The organism is Streptomyces sp. NPDC096311 (assembly GCF_044763085.1).
Taxonomy (GTDB): domain Bacteria; phylum Actinomycetota; class Actinomycetes; order Streptomycetales; family Streptomycetaceae; genus Streptomyces.
The window spans coordinates 19,190-36,420 of record NZ_JBIWFN010000011.1 but is presented as its reverse complement, the minus strand read 5'-3'; the positions used below and the strand labels follow the sequence as shown (position 1 = coordinate 36,420).

General features: G+C 68.9%; 12 protein-coding genes. 4 read left to right on the top strand and 8 right to left on the bottom strand.

The window, feature by feature from the left end; all coding sequences use genetic code 11:
- Window positions 1–28: 28 nt before the first annotated feature.
- Window positions 29–1,795: a proteasome ATPase gene (arc, locus tag ACIRA5_RS26975; protein ID WP_099923559.1), complete on the bottom strand. Its 1,767-nt coding sequence runs from the start codon at window positions 1,793–1,795 to the stop codon at window positions 29–31.
- Window positions 1,796–2,048: 253 nt separating this feature from the next.
- On the opposite strand from arc, the gene ACIRA5_RS26970 reads away from it, so the two are divergent.
- Window positions 2,049–2,354: a ferredoxin gene (locus ACIRA5_RS26970; protein ID WP_054231162.1), complete on the top strand. Its 306-nt coding sequence runs from the start codon at window positions 2,049–2,051 to the stop codon at window positions 2,352–2,354.
- 48 nt (window positions 2,355–2,402) lie between these two features.
- On the opposite strand, the gene ACIRA5_RS26965 is transcribed toward ACIRA5_RS26970, so the two are convergent.
- The 3 genes from ACIRA5_RS26965 to ACIRA5_RS26955 all read right to left on the bottom strand — a co-directional run bounded on the left by ACIRA5_RS26965 (window position 2,403) and on the right by ACIRA5_RS26955 (window position 5,825).
- A complete protein-coding gene (locus ACIRA5_RS26965; RefSeq protein ID WP_403694555.1) occupies window positions 2,403–2,981 on the bottom strand; it encodes a hypothetical protein in 579 nt (192 codons plus the stop codon).
- Between the two features lie 266 nt (window positions 2,982–3,247).
- Entirely contained in the window at window positions 3,248–4,150 is a 903-nt protein-coding gene (locus ACIRA5_RS26960; RefSeq protein ID WP_403694552.1) for a tRNA (adenine-N1)-methyltransferase, read from the bottom strand.
- 52 nt (window positions 4,151–4,202) lie between these two features.
- Window positions 4,203–5,825, bottom strand: a complete 1,623-nt coding sequence (locus tag ACIRA5_RS26955) for a site-2 protease family protein (protein WP_403694550.1) — start codon at window positions 5,823–5,825, stop codon at window positions 4,203–4,205.
- A 187-nt stretch (window positions 5,826–6,012) separates the two neighbouring features.
- Between ACIRA5_RS26955 and ACIRA5_RS26950 the strand changes: the two genes are divergently transcribed.
- Both ACIRA5_RS26950 and ACIRA5_RS26945 read left to right on the top strand, forming a co-directional pair.
- Window positions 6,013–6,990, top strand: a complete 978-nt coding sequence (locus ACIRA5_RS26950) for a RecB family exonuclease (RefSeq protein WP_403694547.1) — start codon at window positions 6,013–6,015, stop codon at window positions 6,988–6,990.
- Between the two features lie 63 nt (window positions 6,991–7,053).
- Window positions 7,054–7,728 carry a response regulator gene (locus tag ACIRA5_RS26945; RefSeq protein ID WP_403694545.1) on the top strand — a complete coding sequence of 225 codons (675 nt, stop codon included), beginning with the start codon at window positions 7,054–7,056 and terminating at the stop codon, window positions 7,726–7,728.
- A 156-nt stretch (window positions 7,729–7,884) separates the two neighbouring features.
- On the opposite strand, the gene ACIRA5_RS26940 is transcribed toward ACIRA5_RS26945, so the two are convergent.
- From ACIRA5_RS26940 to metH, 4 genes are all read right to left on the bottom strand, one after another.
- Window positions 7,885–9,468: an ABC transporter substrate-binding protein gene (locus tag ACIRA5_RS26940; RefSeq protein ID WP_403694542.1), complete on the bottom strand. Its 1,584-nt coding sequence runs from the start codon at window positions 9,466–9,468 to the stop codon at window positions 7,885–7,887.
- Window positions 9,469–9,574: 106 nt separating this feature from the next.
- On the bottom strand, window positions 9,575–11,182 hold the full coding sequence (locus ACIRA5_RS26935) for an ABC transporter substrate-binding protein (RefSeq protein WP_403694540.1): 1,608 nt from the start codon (window positions 11,180–11,182) through the stop codon (window positions 9,575–9,577).
- Between the two features lie 445 nt (window positions 11,183–11,627).
- Window positions 11,628–12,329, bottom strand: coding sequence for an HAD family hydrolase (locus tag ACIRA5_RS26930; RefSeq protein WP_403694538.1), 702 nt, complete (start codon window positions 12,327–12,329; stop codon window positions 11,628–11,630).
- Window positions 12,330–12,468: 139 nt separating this feature from the next.
- Window positions 12,469–16,014, bottom strand: a complete 3,546-nt coding sequence (gene metH, locus ACIRA5_RS26925) for a methionine synthase (RefSeq protein WP_403694536.1) — start codon at window positions 16,012–16,014, stop codon at window positions 12,469–12,471.
- 270 nt (window positions 16,015–16,284) lie between these two features.
- On the opposite strand from metH, the gene ACIRA5_RS26920 reads away from it, so the two are divergent.
- The gene (locus ACIRA5_RS26920) at window positions 16,285–17,049 is read left to right on the top strand and encodes an IclR family transcriptional regulator (RefSeq protein WP_067365314.1); all 765 of its coding nucleotides are present in this window, start codon (window positions 16,285–16,287) and stop codon (window positions 17,047–17,049) included.
- Window positions 17,050–17,231 lie beyond the last annotated feature (182 nt).

Genomic DNA, 17,231 nt, shown 5'->3' with positions numbered 1-17,231 from the left:
TGGAGGGCACCCGCAGCCGCCCTGTCTTTTACAGGTACTGCCCGGTGTTCGCCACCGTGTCGATGGAGCGTCCGGTGTCCGCACCCTGCTTTCCGGTGACGAGCGTACGGATGTAAACGATCCGTTCGCCCTTCTTTCCGGAGATTCGGGCCCAGTCGTCCGGGTTGGTGGTGTTCGGCAGGTCCTCGTTCTCCTTGAACTCGTCCACGCACGCCTGGAGGAGGTGGGAGACCCGAAGGCCCTTTTGGTTCTGCTCGAGGAAGGCCTTGATCGCTGCCTTCTTGGCGCGGCCGACGATGTTCTCGATCATGGCGCCCGAGTTGAAGTCCTTGAAGTACAGGACTTCCTTGTCGCCGTTGGCGTAGGTGACCTCGAGGAAGCGGTTTTCCTCGGACTCGGCGTACATCTGTTCCACAGCGGTCTGGATCATGCCGTGGACGGTGGCCGCCCGGTCCCCGCCGTGCTCTCCGAGGTCGTCGGAGTGCAGCGGGAGGCGTTGTGTGAGGTACTTGGCGAAGATGTCCTTGGCGGCCTCGGCGTCCGGGCGCTCGATCTTGATCTTCACATCGAGTCGTCCGGGGCGCAGGATCGCGGGGTCGATCATGTCCTCGCGGTTCGAGGCGCCGATCACGACCACGTTCTCCAGGCCTTCCACGCCGTCGATCTCGGCGAGCAGCTGGGGGACGATGGTGTTCTCCACGTCCGAGCTGACGCCCGATCCACGGGTGCGGAAGAGTGATTCCATCTCGTCGAAGAAGACGATGACGGGGGTGCCCTCGCTGGCCTTCTCACGAGCACGCTGGAAGACGAGGCGGATCTGCCGCTCGGTCTCGCCGACGTACTTGTTCAGGAGCTCGGGGCCCTTGATGTTGAGGAAGAAGCTCTTCCCGGTGGCCTGGCCGGTGACCTCGGCGACCTTTTTGGCCAGCGAGTTGGCGACCGCCTTGGCGATGAGCGTCTTACCGCATCCGGGAGGCCCGTACAGCAGCACACCCTTGGGCGGCCGCAGTTCGTGCTCCTTGAAGAGGTCGGGGTAGAGGTAGGGGAGCTCGACCGCGTCGCGGATCAGTTCGATCTGGTTTCCCAGGCCGCCGATCTGCTCGTAGCCGATGTCCGGAACCTCTTCGAGGACGAGCTCCTCGACCTCGCTCTTGGGGACAACTTCGTAGACATAGCCGGAACGCGGTTCGAGAAGCAGGGCGTCTCCGGGACGGATGGTGACGTCCAGCAGCGGCTCGGCGAGCCGTACCACCCGTTCCTCGTCGGTGTGCCCCACCACGAGGGCGCGTTCGCCGTCCTCGAGGATCTCCTTGAGGGTGACGATGTCGCCGACACTCTCGTACTCCATGGCCTCGACCACGTTGAGAGCTTCGTTGAGCATCACTTCCTGGCCGCGCCTGAGCTCTTCGAGCTCCACGCTGGGGCTGACGTTCACCCGGAGCTTGCGGCCCCCGGTGAAGATGTCCGCCGTGCCGTCCTCGTTCGCCACGAGGAAGACACCGAAGCCTGCCGGCGGCTGCGCCAGCCGGTCGACCTCTTCCTTGAGGGCCACGATCTGGTCGCGGGCCTCACGGAGCGTATTGGCGAGCCGCTCGTTCTGTGCGGACACGCCGGCCAGGTTGGTCTGCAGTTCGACGATCCGCTCTTCGAGAATCCTCGTGTGCCGCGGAGAGTCGGCGAGCTTGCGTCGCAGGACGGCGATCTCCTGCTCAAGGTAGGCAACCTGCCCGGCAGGGTCATCGGACCCTCGTCCCGGGCGGATGCCGCGGTTCATGTCGTCGTCGTGGGCTGCCACGGTCCTCACCTCCTCCAAGGGGAGCTGGACGCTTCCAGACCCTACCTGGGTGGGTGTCGATTGAAACCCCTAGATCACAAAGACTGTCGAGGTGTGTCCGATCTTCACCCTTGCGCTCTCCCTCACGCCAGGGGAATACCCACCGAACACGGTCGGGAAGCGGGCGGAGGTAGGGTCGACGTGTTCAACACCCGTCAGAGCTGGCCCGATTCCCCAGTCTCCGGATCGCTCGACGCAGGAAACGGCAGGAGAAATGACCGTGCAGCAGGAGGCCCCAGGCGACAGCGAGGCTCTCGAGGTCTGGATCGACCAGGATCTCTGTACCGGAGACGGTATCTGCGCCCAGTACGCGCCGGAGGTCTTCGAGCTGGACATCGACGGCCTGGCCTATGTGAAGAGCGCCGAGGACGAGCTCCTGCAGGCCCCGGGCGCCACAACGCCCGTACCGCTGACGCTTCTGCGGGATGTCGCCGACTCCGCGAAGGAGTGCCCGGGCGACTGCATCCACGTACGTCGAGTTTCGGACAGGGTCGAGGTCTACGGTCCCGACGCGGAGTGACCCGAAGGATACTCCGCGTCGCGATATGTCTCTTTTCTCACATGCTTCTCATGCGCTCTGTGCCCCGGAGGGTGTCGAGCGGATGAACGTGCCGTTCTTCCACTGCCACTTGGCCTGCTCCTTCACGTCCGGGCAGCAACTCGGCACGTCGGCAGAGGAGTAGCCGAGCAGGGTCGCCGTGACGGAGCCGTCACGCACCGCGAAGTCGGTGACGTTGAGGCGGTCCTTCGGGTCGACCAGGGTGGCCACGACGCGGGGCTTCTTGGCTCCCGACCCGCCCTGGGTGATGACGTAGACGCCGTTGGGCGGGGTGCCGATGCCCGCGTCGCAGCGGACCACGGCCACCGTCTCCGGACTGCCGTCGCCGTCGAGGTCTCCGGACGCCTTCTTCTGCACGAGGACCTTGACGGGCCCGCACTCGATCGGGAACGTGACGCCCGCGGGGTCCGGGGGCGCCGTCGCGGCCGGGGCGGACTTGGCCCCGGGGCGGGGCTGGGCCGCCGTCGCGGAGCCGGGCTGCAGGACCGAGGAGAGGGCGACGACTCCCGCCAGGGCGGTGGCCGTGGCGAGCCAGTGGATGGGCCGGGTGTGGGTGTGTGCCAGTTCCGGGACGACGGATTGCTGCACTAGGAGCGTCTCCTGGGAGGGCCGTGACGGTGGGGGTGGGGTGGCCAGCATGGTGCCACACGTCACAGTGGGGTGGAACGGCAGGGTCCGGACTTCCGGCGGCGCGTCAACGCGGCACGTCAACGGAAAGGGCTTGCGGCGGAGTTGCCCACCGGTTCCGCCACCCCGGCGCGGGAACGCACCGCGGCCGAGCTCCCGAGTGCTTCCGGGAACTCGGCCACAGGTGTGGTGCGTTGAGTACGTCGACGGCGTGGGCGCCGGTCGGGTCAGCGGCCTGAGCCGCCGTCGGCGTTCGGGCCGGAGTAGTCCTCGCCGTAGGCACCCTTGGCGGGGCGGCGGCGGCGCATGGGCGGCTCGACGCCGTCCGCGAGGCGGCGGGCGGTGAGCAGGAAGCCGGTGTGGCCGATCATCCGGTGGTCCGGACGGACCGCCAGGCCCTCCACGTGCCAGTTGCGGATCATCGACTCCCACGCGGTCGGCTCGTTGAAGGAACCGATCTCGCGGATGGACTCGACGGTCCGCGCGAGCTGGGTGGTGGTGGCAACGTAGCAGCACAGGATGCCGCCGGGGACCAGCGCCTTGGAGACGGCCTCCAGGCACTCCCAGGGGGCGAGCATGTCGAGGATGACGCGGTCGACGTCGGTGTCGCTCAGGTTGTCCTGGAGGTCGCCGACGGTGAGCTCCCAGGCGGGGTGCGGGCCGCCGAAGTAGCGCTCCACGTTCTGCCGGGCGATCTCGGCGAAGTCCTCGCGGCGCTCGTAGGAGTGGAGCATGCCCTGGTCGCCGATGGCGCGCAGCAGGAAGCTGCTGAGCGAGCCGGAGCCCACGCCCGCTTCCACGACGCGCGCGCCGGGGAAGATGTCGGCGAAGGCCAGGATCTGCCCCGCGTCCTTGGGGTAGACCACGGCGGCGCCGCGGGGCATGGACAGGACGTAGTCGGGGAGCAGGGGGCGCAGCGCGAGATAGGCGACGTTCCCCGTGGTGCGGACAACGCTGCCCTCGGGAGCGCCGATCAGCTCGTCGTGGGGGAAGGAACCCTTGTGGGTGTGGAAGTTCTTCCCGGCCTCGAGCGTGAACGTGTAGTGGCGGCCCTTGGGGTCGGTCAGCTGAACCTGGTCCCCGACCTTGAAGGGCCCGCGCCTGCGGGCGGCACCGGTCGGTTCGGACATGTGACCAGCCTACCGGTCCCTGCGCGGGGCGCCGACCACGTTCGGGCCGCGCTCAGGACGGGCGGGCCATGGCCTTGACGAAGGCTCGCTCGACGTCTGCCGCCGAGAGGACTCCGTAGATCTCGCCCGAATCCTCCACCACCAGGTACTCGGTCGCCGGGGTGGCACGGAGGGTGTCCAGGAGTGCCTCGCCGGCGAGCTCCGCGGAGACGCGCATGCCGTCGGTGAGGTCCTGGGCGAGGCCGCTGACGGCGACCCAGGGGCGGCGGTGCTCCGGTACGCCGACGATGGCGGCCTCGCGGACGAGGGAGAGCGGTTCGCCGTCGGCGTCGACGACGACCAGGGCGCGGGCGCCTGCTTCGTTGGCACGGCGCAGCGCCTCCGAGAGCGGGGTGCTGGTCTCGACCGGGACCGCACGCCGGGTGAGTGAGCGGGCGCGCAGCTCGGGCAGGTGTTCGCGCAGACGGGCCATGCGGAGGCTGTTGCCGGCGCCGGTCCAGATGATCGCGGCGAGGATCGCGGCGAGCAGGGCGTCGGTGACCGTGTCCATGCCGCCGATGTTGTCCTGGGTGGCGCCGAGCGCTCCGGACTGGGTGAGCAGGGGCAGCCCGATCAGTACGGAGACGGCGAGGGCGCGGCCGACCCAGGCGGCGGCGATCGTGCCGCTCATCGGCCTGCCGGTGATCTTCCAGACGACGGCGCGGAGCATGCGGCCGCCGTCCAGGGGCAGGCCGGGGAGCAGGTTGAAGGCGGCCACGATGAGGTTGGAGATCATCAGGCCGGCCAGCAGCACGCCGGGGACCGTGCCGGGCTCGACGGCCAGCATGGCGAGGTAGAAGAGGCCCGAGAGGACGAGGGAGAGCAGTGGTCCGACGAAGGACAGCACGAACTCACGGCCCGGGGTCTCGGCCTCCTTCTCGATCTCCGAGACGCCGCCGAAGAACTGCAGCTGGATCCGGCGCACCGGCAGTTTGAAGCGCAGGGCGGCGACCGTGTGGGCCAGCTCGTGGACGAGGACGGAGGCGTAGAAGGCGACCGCGAAGAAGAGGGACACGAGGTAGCGCAGGGCGCCGAGTTCGGGCAGCACGCGGTCGAGCTGGCCGCCGAACACCCAGGTGATCAGCGCGGCCACGAGGAACCAGCTGGGCGCCACGTACACGGGCACGCCGAACGGCCGCCCCATCAGCAGCCCGCCACCGGGCTCCCGGCCACGTCGCGGGGGCTGCGGCTTGCCGGTACCGGTGCCGGTTCCGGAGTGGGCGAGGGTTCGGGGGTGTTCGGGCTCGGGGTGCGGGTGGCGTCCGGCGGAGGAGCCGTGGGGCGCGTCCTGGGCGGACGACCCGGCCTCGTCCGAGGAACCGGAACCGGCGGGTGCCTCGACCTGGTCCGAGGAAGCGCCGGGCTCGGCCCCGTCCTCGGCCCCGCTCGAAGGGTCGCTGTGCGTCGCGGCCGCGCGGCCGGAGTCGGTGGGGTCGTGGGGTCGGTCGGGGGACGGGGCGGCCTCGGAGGTGCCCGGGGCCGTGGGTGGTGTCGGCCCGGTGGGGTGCTCGGGGCGCTCCGGTCCGGGGCGCGTGGCATCCGCGGCCGGGGCCGAGGAGGCCCGCTGCTCCCCGTGGCGCTCGGTCGCTTCGTCGGTGCCGGACCGCGGCTGCCCGCTCCCGCCGCTCTCGTCCACGATGTCCCCTCGTTCGAAGCGTCTCCCGCTCCCGATCATGCGAAGCAGGAGGGTCTGGGTCGATGGTATGCGTCCGTCGCGACGCGTTCCGCCCCGGCACCCCCTCTGTTTTCCGCTCCGTCGCACAAGCGCGCACAAGCCCCGACTGTGCACTCACTGTCAGTGGCGGGCCGTAAGGTCTGTGGACATGGAAACCAGCACCGGGGGCGCCGTGCCGCCCGAGCCGACCGAAGCCGTCATGGCCGAAGCCCCCGTGGCCGAAGCCGCCGTGGCTGAAGCGACGGACGCGTCGGCGGTTCCCGCGCCCCGCCCGGCCCTGCCTCCGAGCTCGCTGTCGCCCTCACGGGCGGGCGACTTCATGCAGTGCCCGTTGCTCTACCGGTTCCGGGTGATCGACAGACTCCCCGAGAAGCCGAGCGAGGCGGCCACCCGCGGCACGCTGGTCCACGCGGTGCTGGAGCGCCTTTTCGACGCCCCGGCGGCGGAGCGCACGGCTCCGCGCGCCAAGTCACTCATTCCGGGGCAGTGGGACCGGCTGCGCGAGACGCGGCCGGAGGTCGTGGAGCTGTTCGCCGACGATCCCGAGGGCGAGCGGTTGACGCGCTGGCTCGGCGAGGCCGAGCAGCTGGTGGAGCGCTGGTTCAGTCTCGAGGACCCGACGCGGCTGGAGCCCGCCGAGCGTGAGCTGTCCGTCGAGGCCCAACTCGACTCCGGGCTGAAGCTGCGCGGCATCATCGACCGCGTCGACGTGGCCCCGACGGGCGAGGTCCGGATCGTCGACTACAAGACGGGCAAGGCGCCGCGGCCGGAGTACGCCGAGGGTGCGCTGTTCCAGATGAAGTTCTACGCCCTGGTGGTGTGGCGGCTGAAGCAGGTGGTCCCGCGCCGGCTCCAGCTCGTCTACCTCGGCAGCGGCGACGTGGTGACGTACGACCCGATGGTCGAGGACCTGGAGCGGGTCGAGCGCAAACTGCTCGCTTTGTGGGAGGCGATCCAGCAGGCCACCGAGACGGGCGACTGGCGACCGAGGCCCACCAAGCTCTGCGGCTGGTGCGACCACCAAGCGGTTTGTCCGGAATTCGGCGGTACTCCCCCGCCTTACCCGCTGCCGGTCAGGGCGCCGGATTCCGGCGTCACCGAGCAGGGCAGAATGGGGCGGGACTAGGGCCTGTCCGGCGTTGTTGCTCACCTCCGGCCTGGTCCGCCGGACAGACCCAAGGAGACTTGCGTGGCCATCCGCGTCCTACTGGTCGACGACCAGCCGCTGCTGCGTACCGGCTTCCGGATGATTCTGGAGGCGGAGCAGGACATCGCGGTCGTCGGCGAGGCCGGTGACGGTCTGCAGGCACTGGATCAGGTTCGTGCGCTGCAGCCCGATGTGGTTCTGATGGACATCCGTATGCCGAGGATGGACGGGGTGGAGGCGACCCGGCAGATCACCGGGCCGGGGCGGGACGGGCCGGCCAAGGTGCTCGTCCTGACGACCTTCGACCTCGACGAGTACGTGGTGGAGGCACTGCGCGCCGGGGCCAGCGGCTTCCTCCTCAAGGACGCGCCGGCCAATGAGCTGGTGCAGGCGATCCGCGTGGTCGCCGCGGGCGAGGCGCTGCTCGCGCCGAGCATCACCCGCCGGCTTCTCGACAAGTACGCGGGTCATCTGCCGTCGGGCGACGAGCCGGTGCCCGACACGCTGCACACCCTGACCGATCGGGAGGTCGAGGTGCTGAAGCTGGTGGCGCGCGGCCTGTCGAACGCGGAGATCGCCGCCGACCTGTTCGTCAGCGAGACCACCGTCAAGACGCATGTGGGCCACGTGCTCACCAAGTTGGGGCTGCGCGACCGGGTGCAGGCCGCGGTGTACGCGTACGAGAGCGGTTTGGTGCGCCCGGGCGCACAGCAGTAACCCCCGGACGCCGTCCACTTCCCCAGGAGCTCGGCCGAGGGTCCCAGGAGCACGACCAAGGGTCCCAGGAGCACGACCAAGGGTCCCAGGAGCACGACCGAGGGCGCCCCTTCCACGAAGAGGGCGCCCTCGGCGTCGGTACCGGCGGTGGTGGAGTCAGTCCTTGCTGATCTCCCAGAAGCGGAACACCGTCGAGGCGTCGAGGCAGTTCTCGAGGCCGTAGACGTTGTCCCGCACGATCGCGTACTGCTTGGCCTGCCAGATCGGGAGGAGCGGGAGGTCCTCGGCCACGATGCTCTGGATCTTGCCGTACTCGGTGTCGGTCGAGGAGCGGTCGCTCTGGGCGGCCGTCTTCGGGATGAGCCGCCCGGTGATCGTGCTGTTCGTGTAGTGGTTGCCCAGCACGTTGCCCTTGCCGAAGAAGGGTGCCGTGAAATTGTCGGGGTCCGGGTAGTCGGGCACCCAGCCCTTCACATACACGCCGTACTTGCCCTTGGCGATGTCCTTCTCGTACTGGTCGTACGCGACGGACTTCACGGTCGCGTCGAACAGCCCGCTGGCGTTGAGCTGCTGGGCGATCGCCTTGAACTCCTGGTCGGTGGCGGGGCCGTAGCGCGAGGGGGTCGACCAGAGCGTGAGCCTGACCTTGCCGGTGATGCCTTCGGCCCGGAGCGCGGCGGCGGCCTTCGTCCTCGAGGGGCGGGCGCCGTAGCGGTCGAAGAAGGCCGTGGTGTGGCCGGTGACACCGGCCGGGACGATCGAGTACAGCGGCGTCGCGGTGTCCTCGTAGACCTTGTTGACCAGGGCCTCGCGGTCGAGCAGATAGGCGATGGCCTTGCGCACGCCGAGCTTGCCCGCGACCGGGTCGTCCATGTTGAAGACCATGTGCTGGACCTCGGCGCTGGTGCCCTCGACGACGTTGACGCCCCTGCCGGTGGAGGTGTCGTTGCTGATGTCCGCGATGTCGTCGGCAGCGAGACCTCGGTAGGCGATGTCGACCTGGTGGTTCAGCAGCGCCTTCTTCAGAGCGGTCTGGTCGCCGTGGAAGAACTTCAGCGTGATGCCGGAGTTCTTCACCTTGGCGGTGCCCTTGTAGCTGTCGTTGACCGAGAAGACGGCCTGGTCCTTGCCGAAGGAGTCCAGCTTGTACGGGCCCGAGCCGACCGCCTGGTTGTCCCTGCGCAGCCCGTTGTCCGCGTACTGCCGGTGGTCCACGATCGAGCCGGCGCCGGAGGCGATCTTGCTGGGGAAGGTGGCGTCGGCGTACTTCAGCCTGAAGACGACGGTCTTCGCGTCCGGGGTCTGGACCGTGTCGAGCATGGGGAACATGACGGCCGGGCCGGAGGCGTCGTCGATCTTCAGAATGCGGTCGAAGGAGAACTTGACGTCCTCGGAGGTGAGGGCGTCACCGTTGCTGAACTTCAGGCCGTCCTGGAGCGTGCACGTGTAGACCTTGGTCGTGGCGTCCGAGAACGCGCACTCCTTGGCCGCCTCGGGAGCCGGCTCCGTACCACCGTTGGGGAAGCTCAGCAACGACTGGAAGACGTTGTTGAACAACAGCCAGGATCCCGGGTCGTAGCCGGAAGCGGGGTCGGTGGCCAGGACGTCGTCGGACATCCCCATCACCAGGGCGGAGCCGGTGCTGCCGGTGTCGCTCGTCTGCGAGCCACAGCCGGCGAGCAGACCGGCGGCCAGCCCCGTCGCGACGGACAGGACTGGCCACTGGTTGCGCATGTTCACGAGGAGGTGCCTTGTCGTTGTTTCTCTGGGACGCCACATGGAGCGGGCGCCGGGTCGTGCGGTCGGGCGCCGGGCCCACAGGACCCGGCGCCCTGAGAAGGACCGGTCAGCCGCTCACACCGCGGCCGAGCTCCCACAGCTGAAGCGTGGAGGACGAGTTGAGCGCCCACTCGGTACCCGTGATGTCGTCCCGCGCGGCGATGTACTGCTTGCCCTGCCACAGCGGCAGGAGCGGTACGTCGTCGGCCACCTTGTCCTGGATGTCGGTGAGGCTCTTCGACGCGGTGAGACGGTCGGCCTCGCGGCGGGACTCCGGGATCAGCGTGCCGCGGATCGCGGAGTTCACGTACGGGGAGCCGAGGGTGTTGTCCTTGTCGAGGAACGGCGCCAGGTAGTTGTCGGCGTCCGGGAAGTCGGGGAACCATCCCATGCCGTAGACCTGGTACTCGTTCTTCTTCTCGGCCGGGCGGAACGTCGTCCAGGGCTCGCCCTTGATCTCGACACTGAACAGGCCGCTGGAGTTGAGCTGCTGCTTCAGCACCTCGAACTCCTTCGCGGTGGCCGAGCCGTAGTGGTCGGTCGTGTAGTGCAGGGTGAGCTTCACCGGAGTGGTGATGCCGGCCTTGCTCAGCGTCGTGGTGGCCTTGGAGACGCTCGGGTCGCCGTACTTGTTGAAGAACGAGTTGGAGTGACCCGTGATGGTGGCCGGGACCATCGAGAACAGCGGCTCGGCCTGGGAGCCGTACACCTTGGAGACGAGCTCCCCGCGGTTGATCACCTCGGCCATGGCCTGGCGGACGGCCTTGTTCTTCACCGACGGGTCGTCGGTGTTGAAGCCGAGGTAGCGGATCTCGAGGCCGGGCATCTCGACCAGGTTGACCTTGCCGGTCGCACCGGCGGCGCCGAGCTTGTTGATCTGCTCCGGCGTCATCGCGCGGGTCATGAGGTCGATGTCGCCCTTGTCGAGCGCGGTGCCCATGGCGTCGGCGCTCTCGAAGGAGCGCATCTCGACCTTGTCGTTCTTCGGCTTCAACAGACCCTTGTAGTTCGGGTTCTTGGTGAAGGTGATCTTGACGGCCTCGTCGTTCTTGACGTCGGCCTGGAGGGTGTACGGGCCGGAACCGTCGACGGAGAAGCCGTCGCGCAGCTTGCCCTTCTCGTAGTCCTTCGGGTTCACGATGCCGGCGACCGGGGTCGACAGCTTGAACGGGAAGGTGGCGTCCGCGGTCTTCAGGTGGAAGATCACCTGGCGGTCGCCCTGCGTCTCCACGGTGTCGACGGTGGACAGCAGCGCGAACACGCCGCTGTCGGCCTTGAGCGACATCGCGCGGTCGATCGAGAACTTCACGTCCTTGGCGGTGATCGGGTCACCGCTCGCGAACTTCAGTCCGTCGCGCAGCGTGCAGGCGTAGCGCTCGTTGCCGGAGTCGGTGAAACCGCAGCTCTCGGCGGCCTCGGGCTGGGGGTCGCCGTCACCGCGGGGCTGGACCATCAGCGTCTGTACGGTCTGGCGCAGGATGTTCCAGGTGCCGACGTCGTACGCGTACGCCGGGTCGAGAGGAGCCGGGGCATCCTTCGATGCGGTGAACCGGTCCGTGGTGCCCACGACGATCGCGTCGCCGCCGCTTCCCCCGCTGTCGGAACCGCCACACGCGGCGAGCACCGGGGCGAGCAAGCCGACAACGGCCGGCAGCACCAAAGTCTTGCGGTTCATGCTCGAGTTTCTCCAGAGCTGTCGTGTCCGTGTACCCGCCATGCAGGGGTGGTGCGGGCGAGTCACCGGGGTTATGGCGAGGTTCTCGCGACGACATTAGTCCGCACCACCAGGACGGCCCGCAGAGACCGGAGTTGAGTTCCCATCACGCTGCGAAACCGGGCGTGGACGCACCGATAACCCGACAGCGGAAGGATTCGTGCAGCGTTCCACCAATCGGGACACAAGGGCACGCCGACCACCCCCGAAAGGGGGGTTACGGCACAGGACAGGCCGAATGTCGACCCCCCGTCAAGTGACGAACCTCACACTGCCAACTCGATGGGAGAGTACCGGAATTCGGCCATCCGGCCCCGGAATCAATTTCCCGCGGCAGGTCCGGGGCCCTTACCTGCGGATACGCAGGGGTTATCGGCACATTCGGTTACGCACGCTGGGTGAACGCCTAGCGCATTTCCGTCATCAGCCCGCGGAGAAAAGGCAGGTCGACCTCTTCCAGGGAGGTCACGACCGTGCGCCGGACGGCGGGGGCGATCGGCGCGACGGAGGGGACGGCGACCACGTGGCAGCCCGCGGCCTCCGCGGCGGCGACGCCCGTGGCGGTGTCCTCGATGACGGCGCACCGCGCCGGTTCGGCGCCGAGTCCGGACGCCGCCAGCAGATACGGGTCGGGGTAGGGCTTGGTCCGCTCCACCTCGTCGCCCGCGACGGTCAACGCGAAGTACTGGGGTCCCAGGGAGGCCAGGACACGGTCGATGATGCGCCGGTGCGAGGCGGAGACCAGGGCGGTGGGGATCTCGTGCGCGGCGAGCTCCGCGAGGAGTCTGGCCGCCCCCGGCATCAGCGGCAGCGCCCGGTCGATACGGTCCTCGAAACCGTCGTTGAGCAGCACCGTGAGCTCGCCGAGCGTGATGTCGGCCCCGGTGGCCTCGATCAGGAAACCCGCGCTGCGGGTCATGGGTCCGCCGACCACCACGTGACGCCAGGAGTCGTCGAGGGTGTGCCCGAGCGTCCGGAAGATCTCGACCTCGACATCCCACCAGAACCCCTCGGTGTCCACCAGGGTGCCGTCCATGTCCAGGAGCACGGCCTGCAGCGCTGAGCCTTCGGCCGTACGGGTACCGAGCGCGGGAACCGTAGTGGTCATCCTGGCGCACCTCCTTGAGGGACGAGAAGGCCGGTTCCCTCAGGGGGAACCGGCCTGCTGTGGACCGTCCAGTGTACGACGGCGTCAGGTGAAGTGCCTGTTGGTTATGAGGGGGCCCTCTGACGCGCCTCGCGCCGGGTCACCTCGCGTTGAAGTACTTCGCCTCCGGGTGGTGGATCACGATCGCGTCCGTGGACTGCTCGGGGTGCAGCTGGAACTCCTCCGAGAGGTGGACGCCGATGCGCTCGGGCTCCAGGAGCCGGGCGATCTTGGCGCGGTCCTCCAGGTCGGGGCAGGCGCCGTAGCCGAGGGAGAAACGGGCACCGCGGTACTTGAGGTCGAACATGTCCTCGATGGCCGAGGGGTCCTCACCGGCGAAGCCGAGCTCGGAGCGGACGCGGGCGTGCCAGTACTCGGCGAGGGCCTCGGCCAGCTGCACGGACAGGCCGTGCAGTTCGAGGTAGTCGCGGTAGGAGTTCGCCTCGAAGAGCTTGGCCGTCTCCTCACCGATGCGGGAGCCGACCGTGACGACCTGGAGGCCGACGACGTCCCGCTCGCCGGACTCCTCGGGCCGGAAGAAGTCGGCCAGGCACAGCCGCCGTCCGCGGCGCTGGCGCGGGAAGGTGAAGCGGGTGCGCTCGTTGCCCTCTTCGTCCAGGATGATCAGGTCGTCGTCCTTGGACACACAGGGGAAGTAGCCGTAGACGACGGCCGCTTCGAGCAGGTTGTCGGTCTGGAGCTTGTCCAGCAGTCCGCGCAGCCGGGGCCGGCCCTCGGTCTCGACGAGTTCCTCGTACGTCGGTCCGTCGCCCGCACGGGCCTGCTTCAGGCCCCACTGGCCCTTGAACAGCGCGCCCTCGTCCAGCCAGGAGGCGTACTCCTTGAGCTGGATGCCCTTGATGACACGGGTGCCCCAGAAGGGCGGCGTGGGCACCGGGTTGTCGACGGCGACGTCCGAGCGGACGTGTCCCTCCTCCGGGCGCTCCTCGACGACCGTCGGGGCGGTGGCCCGCACCCGGCGCTGCTTGAGCTCCGGCAGTACGGCCCCCGGCACGCCCCGCTTGACCCCGATGAGCGCGTCCATCAGACGCAGGCCCTCGAACGCGTCCCGGGCATAGCGGACTTCGCCCTCGTAGATCTCGTACAGATCCTGCTCCACGTACGCCCTCGTCAGGGCGGCGCCGCCGAGGATGACCGGGTAATCGGCGGACAGACCGCGCTGGTTGAGCTCCTCCAGGTTCTCCTTCATGATCACCGTGGACTTGACCAGCAGGCCCGACATGCCGATGACGTCGGCCCGGTGTTCCTCGGCCGCGTCCAGGATCGCGGAGACCGGCTGCTTGATGCCGAGGTTGACGACGTTGTAGCCGTTGTTGGACAGGATGATGTCGACGAGGTTCTTGCCGATGTCGTGGACGTCGCCGCGCACGGTGGCGAGCACGATGGTGCCCTTGCCCTCGGCGTCCGACTTCTCCATGTGCGGTTCGAGATAGGCGACCGCGGTCTTCATGACCTCGGCGGACTGGAGCACGAACGGCAGCTGCATCTGCCCGGAGCCGAACAGCTCGCCGACCACCTTCATGCCGTCGAGCAGCGTCTCGTTGACGATGTCGAGGGCGGGGCGGGTCTGGAGGGCCTCGGCGAGGTCGGCCTCGAGGCCGTTCTTCTCGCCGTCGATGATGCGCCGCTTGAGTCGCTCGTCCAGGGGCAGCGCGGCCAGTTCCTCGGCCTTGCCCGCCTTGAGCGACTTGGTGGTGGCGCCCTCGAACAGTGCCATCAGCTTCTGGAGGGGGTCGTAGGCAGGCTCGTCGCCCTGCTGGGCGATGCGCCGGTCGTAGATCAGGTCGAGGGCGGTGGTGACCTGCTCCTCGTCGAAGCGCGCGATGGGGAGGATCTTCGACGCGTGCACGATCGCCGAGTCCAGGCCCGCCTTGACGCACTCGTCGAGGAAGACCGAGTTGAGCAGGATGCGGGCCGCCGGGTTGAGACCGAAGGAGATGTTCGACAGGCCCAGCGTGGTCTGCACGTCGGGGCGGCGGCGCTTGAGCTCGCGGATCGCCTCGATGGTGGCGATGCCGTCCTTGCGGGACTCCTCCTGGCCGGTGCAGATGGTGAAGGTCAGGGCGTCGATGAGGATGTCCGACTCGTGGATGCCCCAGTTCGTCGTCAGGTCCTCGATGAGCCGTTCGGCGATGGCGACCTTGGTCTCGACGGTACGGGCCTGGCCCTCCTCGTCGATGGTCAGCGCGATCAGCGCCGCGCCGTGCTCCTGCGCCAGCCGGGTGACCTTGGCGAAGCGGGACTCGGGGCCGTCGCCGTCCTCGTAGTTGACGGAGTTGATGACGGCGCGACCGCCGAGCTTCTCCAGGCCGGCGCGCAGGACCTCGACCTCGGTGGAGTCCAGCACGATGGGCAGCGTGGAGGCGGTGGCGAAGCGTCCGGCCAGCTCCTCCATGTCCGCGACGCCGTCCCGGCCGACGTAGTCGACGCACAGGTCGAGCATGTGGGCGCCCTCGCGGATCTGGTCGCGGGCCATCTCCACACAGTCGTCCCAGCGGGCCTCCAGCATGGCCTCGCGGAACTTCTTCGAGCCGTTGGCGTTGGTGCGCTCGCCGATCGCCATGTACGCGGTGTCCTGGCGGAACGGGACGGTCTGGTAGAGGGAGGCGGCACCCGGCTCCGGCTGGGGGCGCCGCTGCGTCGGTGCCATCCCGCGCACGCGCTCGACGACCTGGCGCAGATGCTCGGGGGTGCTGCCGCAGCAGCCTCCGACCAGGGACAGGCCGTACTGCTGGACGAAGGTCTCCTGCGCGTCCGCCATCTCGGGCGGGGTCAGCGGGAAGTACGCCCCGTCCTTGGTGAGGATGGGCAGCCCGGCGTTCGGCATGCACAGCAGCGGGATGCGGGAGTGGCGGGCGAGGTAGCGCAGGTGCTCGCTCATCTCGGCGGGGCCGGTGGAGCAGTTCAGGCCGATCATGTCGATGCCCAGCGGCTCCAGCGCGGTCAGCGCGGCGCCGATCTCCGAGCCCAGCAGCATCGTGCCGGTCGTCTCGAAGGCGAGGGAGACCAGCAGCGGCACGTCGGCCCCGAGCGCGTCCAGGGCCCGGCGGGCGCCGAGGATGGACGACTTGGTCTGGAGGAGGTCCTGGGTGGTCTCGACGATCAGGGCGTCCGCGCCGCCGGCGATCAGGCCCTCGGCGTTCGCCTGGAAGCCGTCGCGCAGCGTGTGGAAGCCGATGTGGCCGAGGGTCGGCAGCTTCGTACCGGGGCCGATGGAGCCCAGCACCCACCGCCGGCGGCCGTCGCGGCCGGCGAACTCGTCGGCCACCTCGCGGGCGATGCGGGCGCCCGCCTCGGACAGCTCGTGCACGCGGTCGGAGATCTCGTACTCGGCCATGGCCGAGTGGTTGGCGCCGAAGGTGTTCGTCTCCACGCAGTCCACGCCCACCCCGAAGTAGGCCTCGTGGACGGAACGGACGATGTCGGGGCGGGTGATGTTCAGAATCTCGTTGCAGCCCTCGAGGTTCTCGAAGTCCTCCAGCGTCGGATCCTGCGCCTGCAACATCGTGCCCATCGCGCCGTCGGCCACCACGACACGCTCGGCGAGCGCCTCCCGGAGGGCGGCGATGCGGGTCCGGTTCTCGGCAAGCTCGGACGAAAGGGACGGGTTCGGCAACGAAGCCATGAAGGGTGCTCCCTGAAGTGCGACGGCTGTCGGCTTTGCGCTTCCCATGGAAGGCGCACGCCGCCAGGGTAGCCCGAGCACCGTCGCAGGGTCAGGGCCGTCCACGGGGCGGACGGGCGTGGCGGGAGCGTCCGGGGTGTTAAGACAGACCGAACATGTTGCGACGACCCATTAGCGGGAGCTCGGCAACGAACGGTAGTGTTCGACATTGCCGAACGGCGGTAGCGGAGGAGCACGCTGTCGGTCGAAGGGGACGGAGGCAGCACGGCGATGGCACGGAACATCCAGTCGCTCGAACGGGCGGCGGCGATGCTGCGGCTCCTCGCGGGCGGCGAGCGGCAGCTCGGCCTGTCCGACATCGCCTCCTCGCTGGGCCTGGCCAAGGGCACGGCCCACGGCATACTGCGCACCCTCCAGCAGGAGGGCTTCGTCGAACAGGACAGCGTCTCGGGGCGCTACCAGCTGGGCGCCGAGCTGCTGCGGCTCGGCACCACCTATCTCGACGTGCACGAGCTGCGCGCGCGGGCACTGGTGTGGACCGACGACCTGGCCCGCTCCAGCGGCGAGAGCGTCTACCTCGGTGTGCTGCACCAACATGGCGTACTGATCGTGCACCACGTGTTCCGGCCCGACGACAGCCGTCAGGTGCTGGAGGTCGGGGCCATGCAGCCGCTGCACTCCACGGCCCTGGGCAAGGTCCTGTCGGCCTACGACCCGGTGGCGCACAGCGAGGTCCTGGAGGCCGAGCGGAAGACGTTCACGGCCCGTACGACGGTCGAACCGGAGCAGTTCGAGGGAGTCCTCGACCTGACCCGCGCGCGCGGGTACGCCGACGACGTCGAGGAGACATGGACGGGCGTCGCCTCGGTCGCGGCACCCATCCACAACCGGCGGCGCATGCCGGTGGGCGCGGTGGGCATCACGGGAGCCGTGGAGCGGATCTGCCGGGACGGCGAGCTGCGCCCCGAGCTGATCGCGGCGGTGCGGGACTGCGCCCGCGCGGTCTCCCGGGACCTGGGGGCCGGGCGGTTCTGACCTCCCGAAGGACGATCTGACCCCCGTACGACAACGGGCCGGTACGTGTTCGACGTACCGGCCCCTTTGGCATGCGCGCGTCGGCTGCCCGAGCCCCTCAAGATCGATAACTCGCAGCGATCAATAACGATCGTGTTTTCGATAACGGAACTCTTGACGAGCTGGTAACCCCGGAGCAAGAC

Coding starts and splice junctions, on each gene's coding strand:
- ACIRA5_RS26970 (WP_054231162.1), top strand. CDS start 2,049: ATGACCGTGCAGCAGGAGGCCCCAGGCGACAGCGAGGCTCTCGAGGTC.
- ACIRA5_RS26960 (WP_403694552.1), bottom strand. CDS start 4,150: ATGTCCGAACCGACCGGTGCCGCCCGCAGGCGCGGGCCCTTCAAGGTC.
- ACIRA5_RS26950 (WP_403694547.1), top strand. CDS start 6,013: ATGGAAACCAGCACCGGGGGCGCCGTGCCGCCCGAGCCGACCGAAGCC.
- ACIRA5_RS26935 (WP_403694540.1), bottom strand. CDS start 11,182: ATGAACCGCAAGACTTTGGTGCTGCCGGCCGTTGTCGGCTTGCTCGCC.
- ACIRA5_RS26930 (WP_403694538.1), bottom strand. CDS start 12,329: ATGACCACTACGGTTCCCGCGCTCGGTACCCGTACGGCCGAAGGCTCA.
- metH (WP_403694536.1), bottom strand. CDS start 16,014: ATGGCTTCGTTGCCGAACCCGTCCCTTTCGTCCGAGCTTGCCGAGAAC.
- ACIRA5_RS26920 (WP_067365314.1), top strand. CDS start 16,285: ATGGCACGGAACATCCAGTCGCTCGAACGGGCGGCGGCGATGCTGCGG.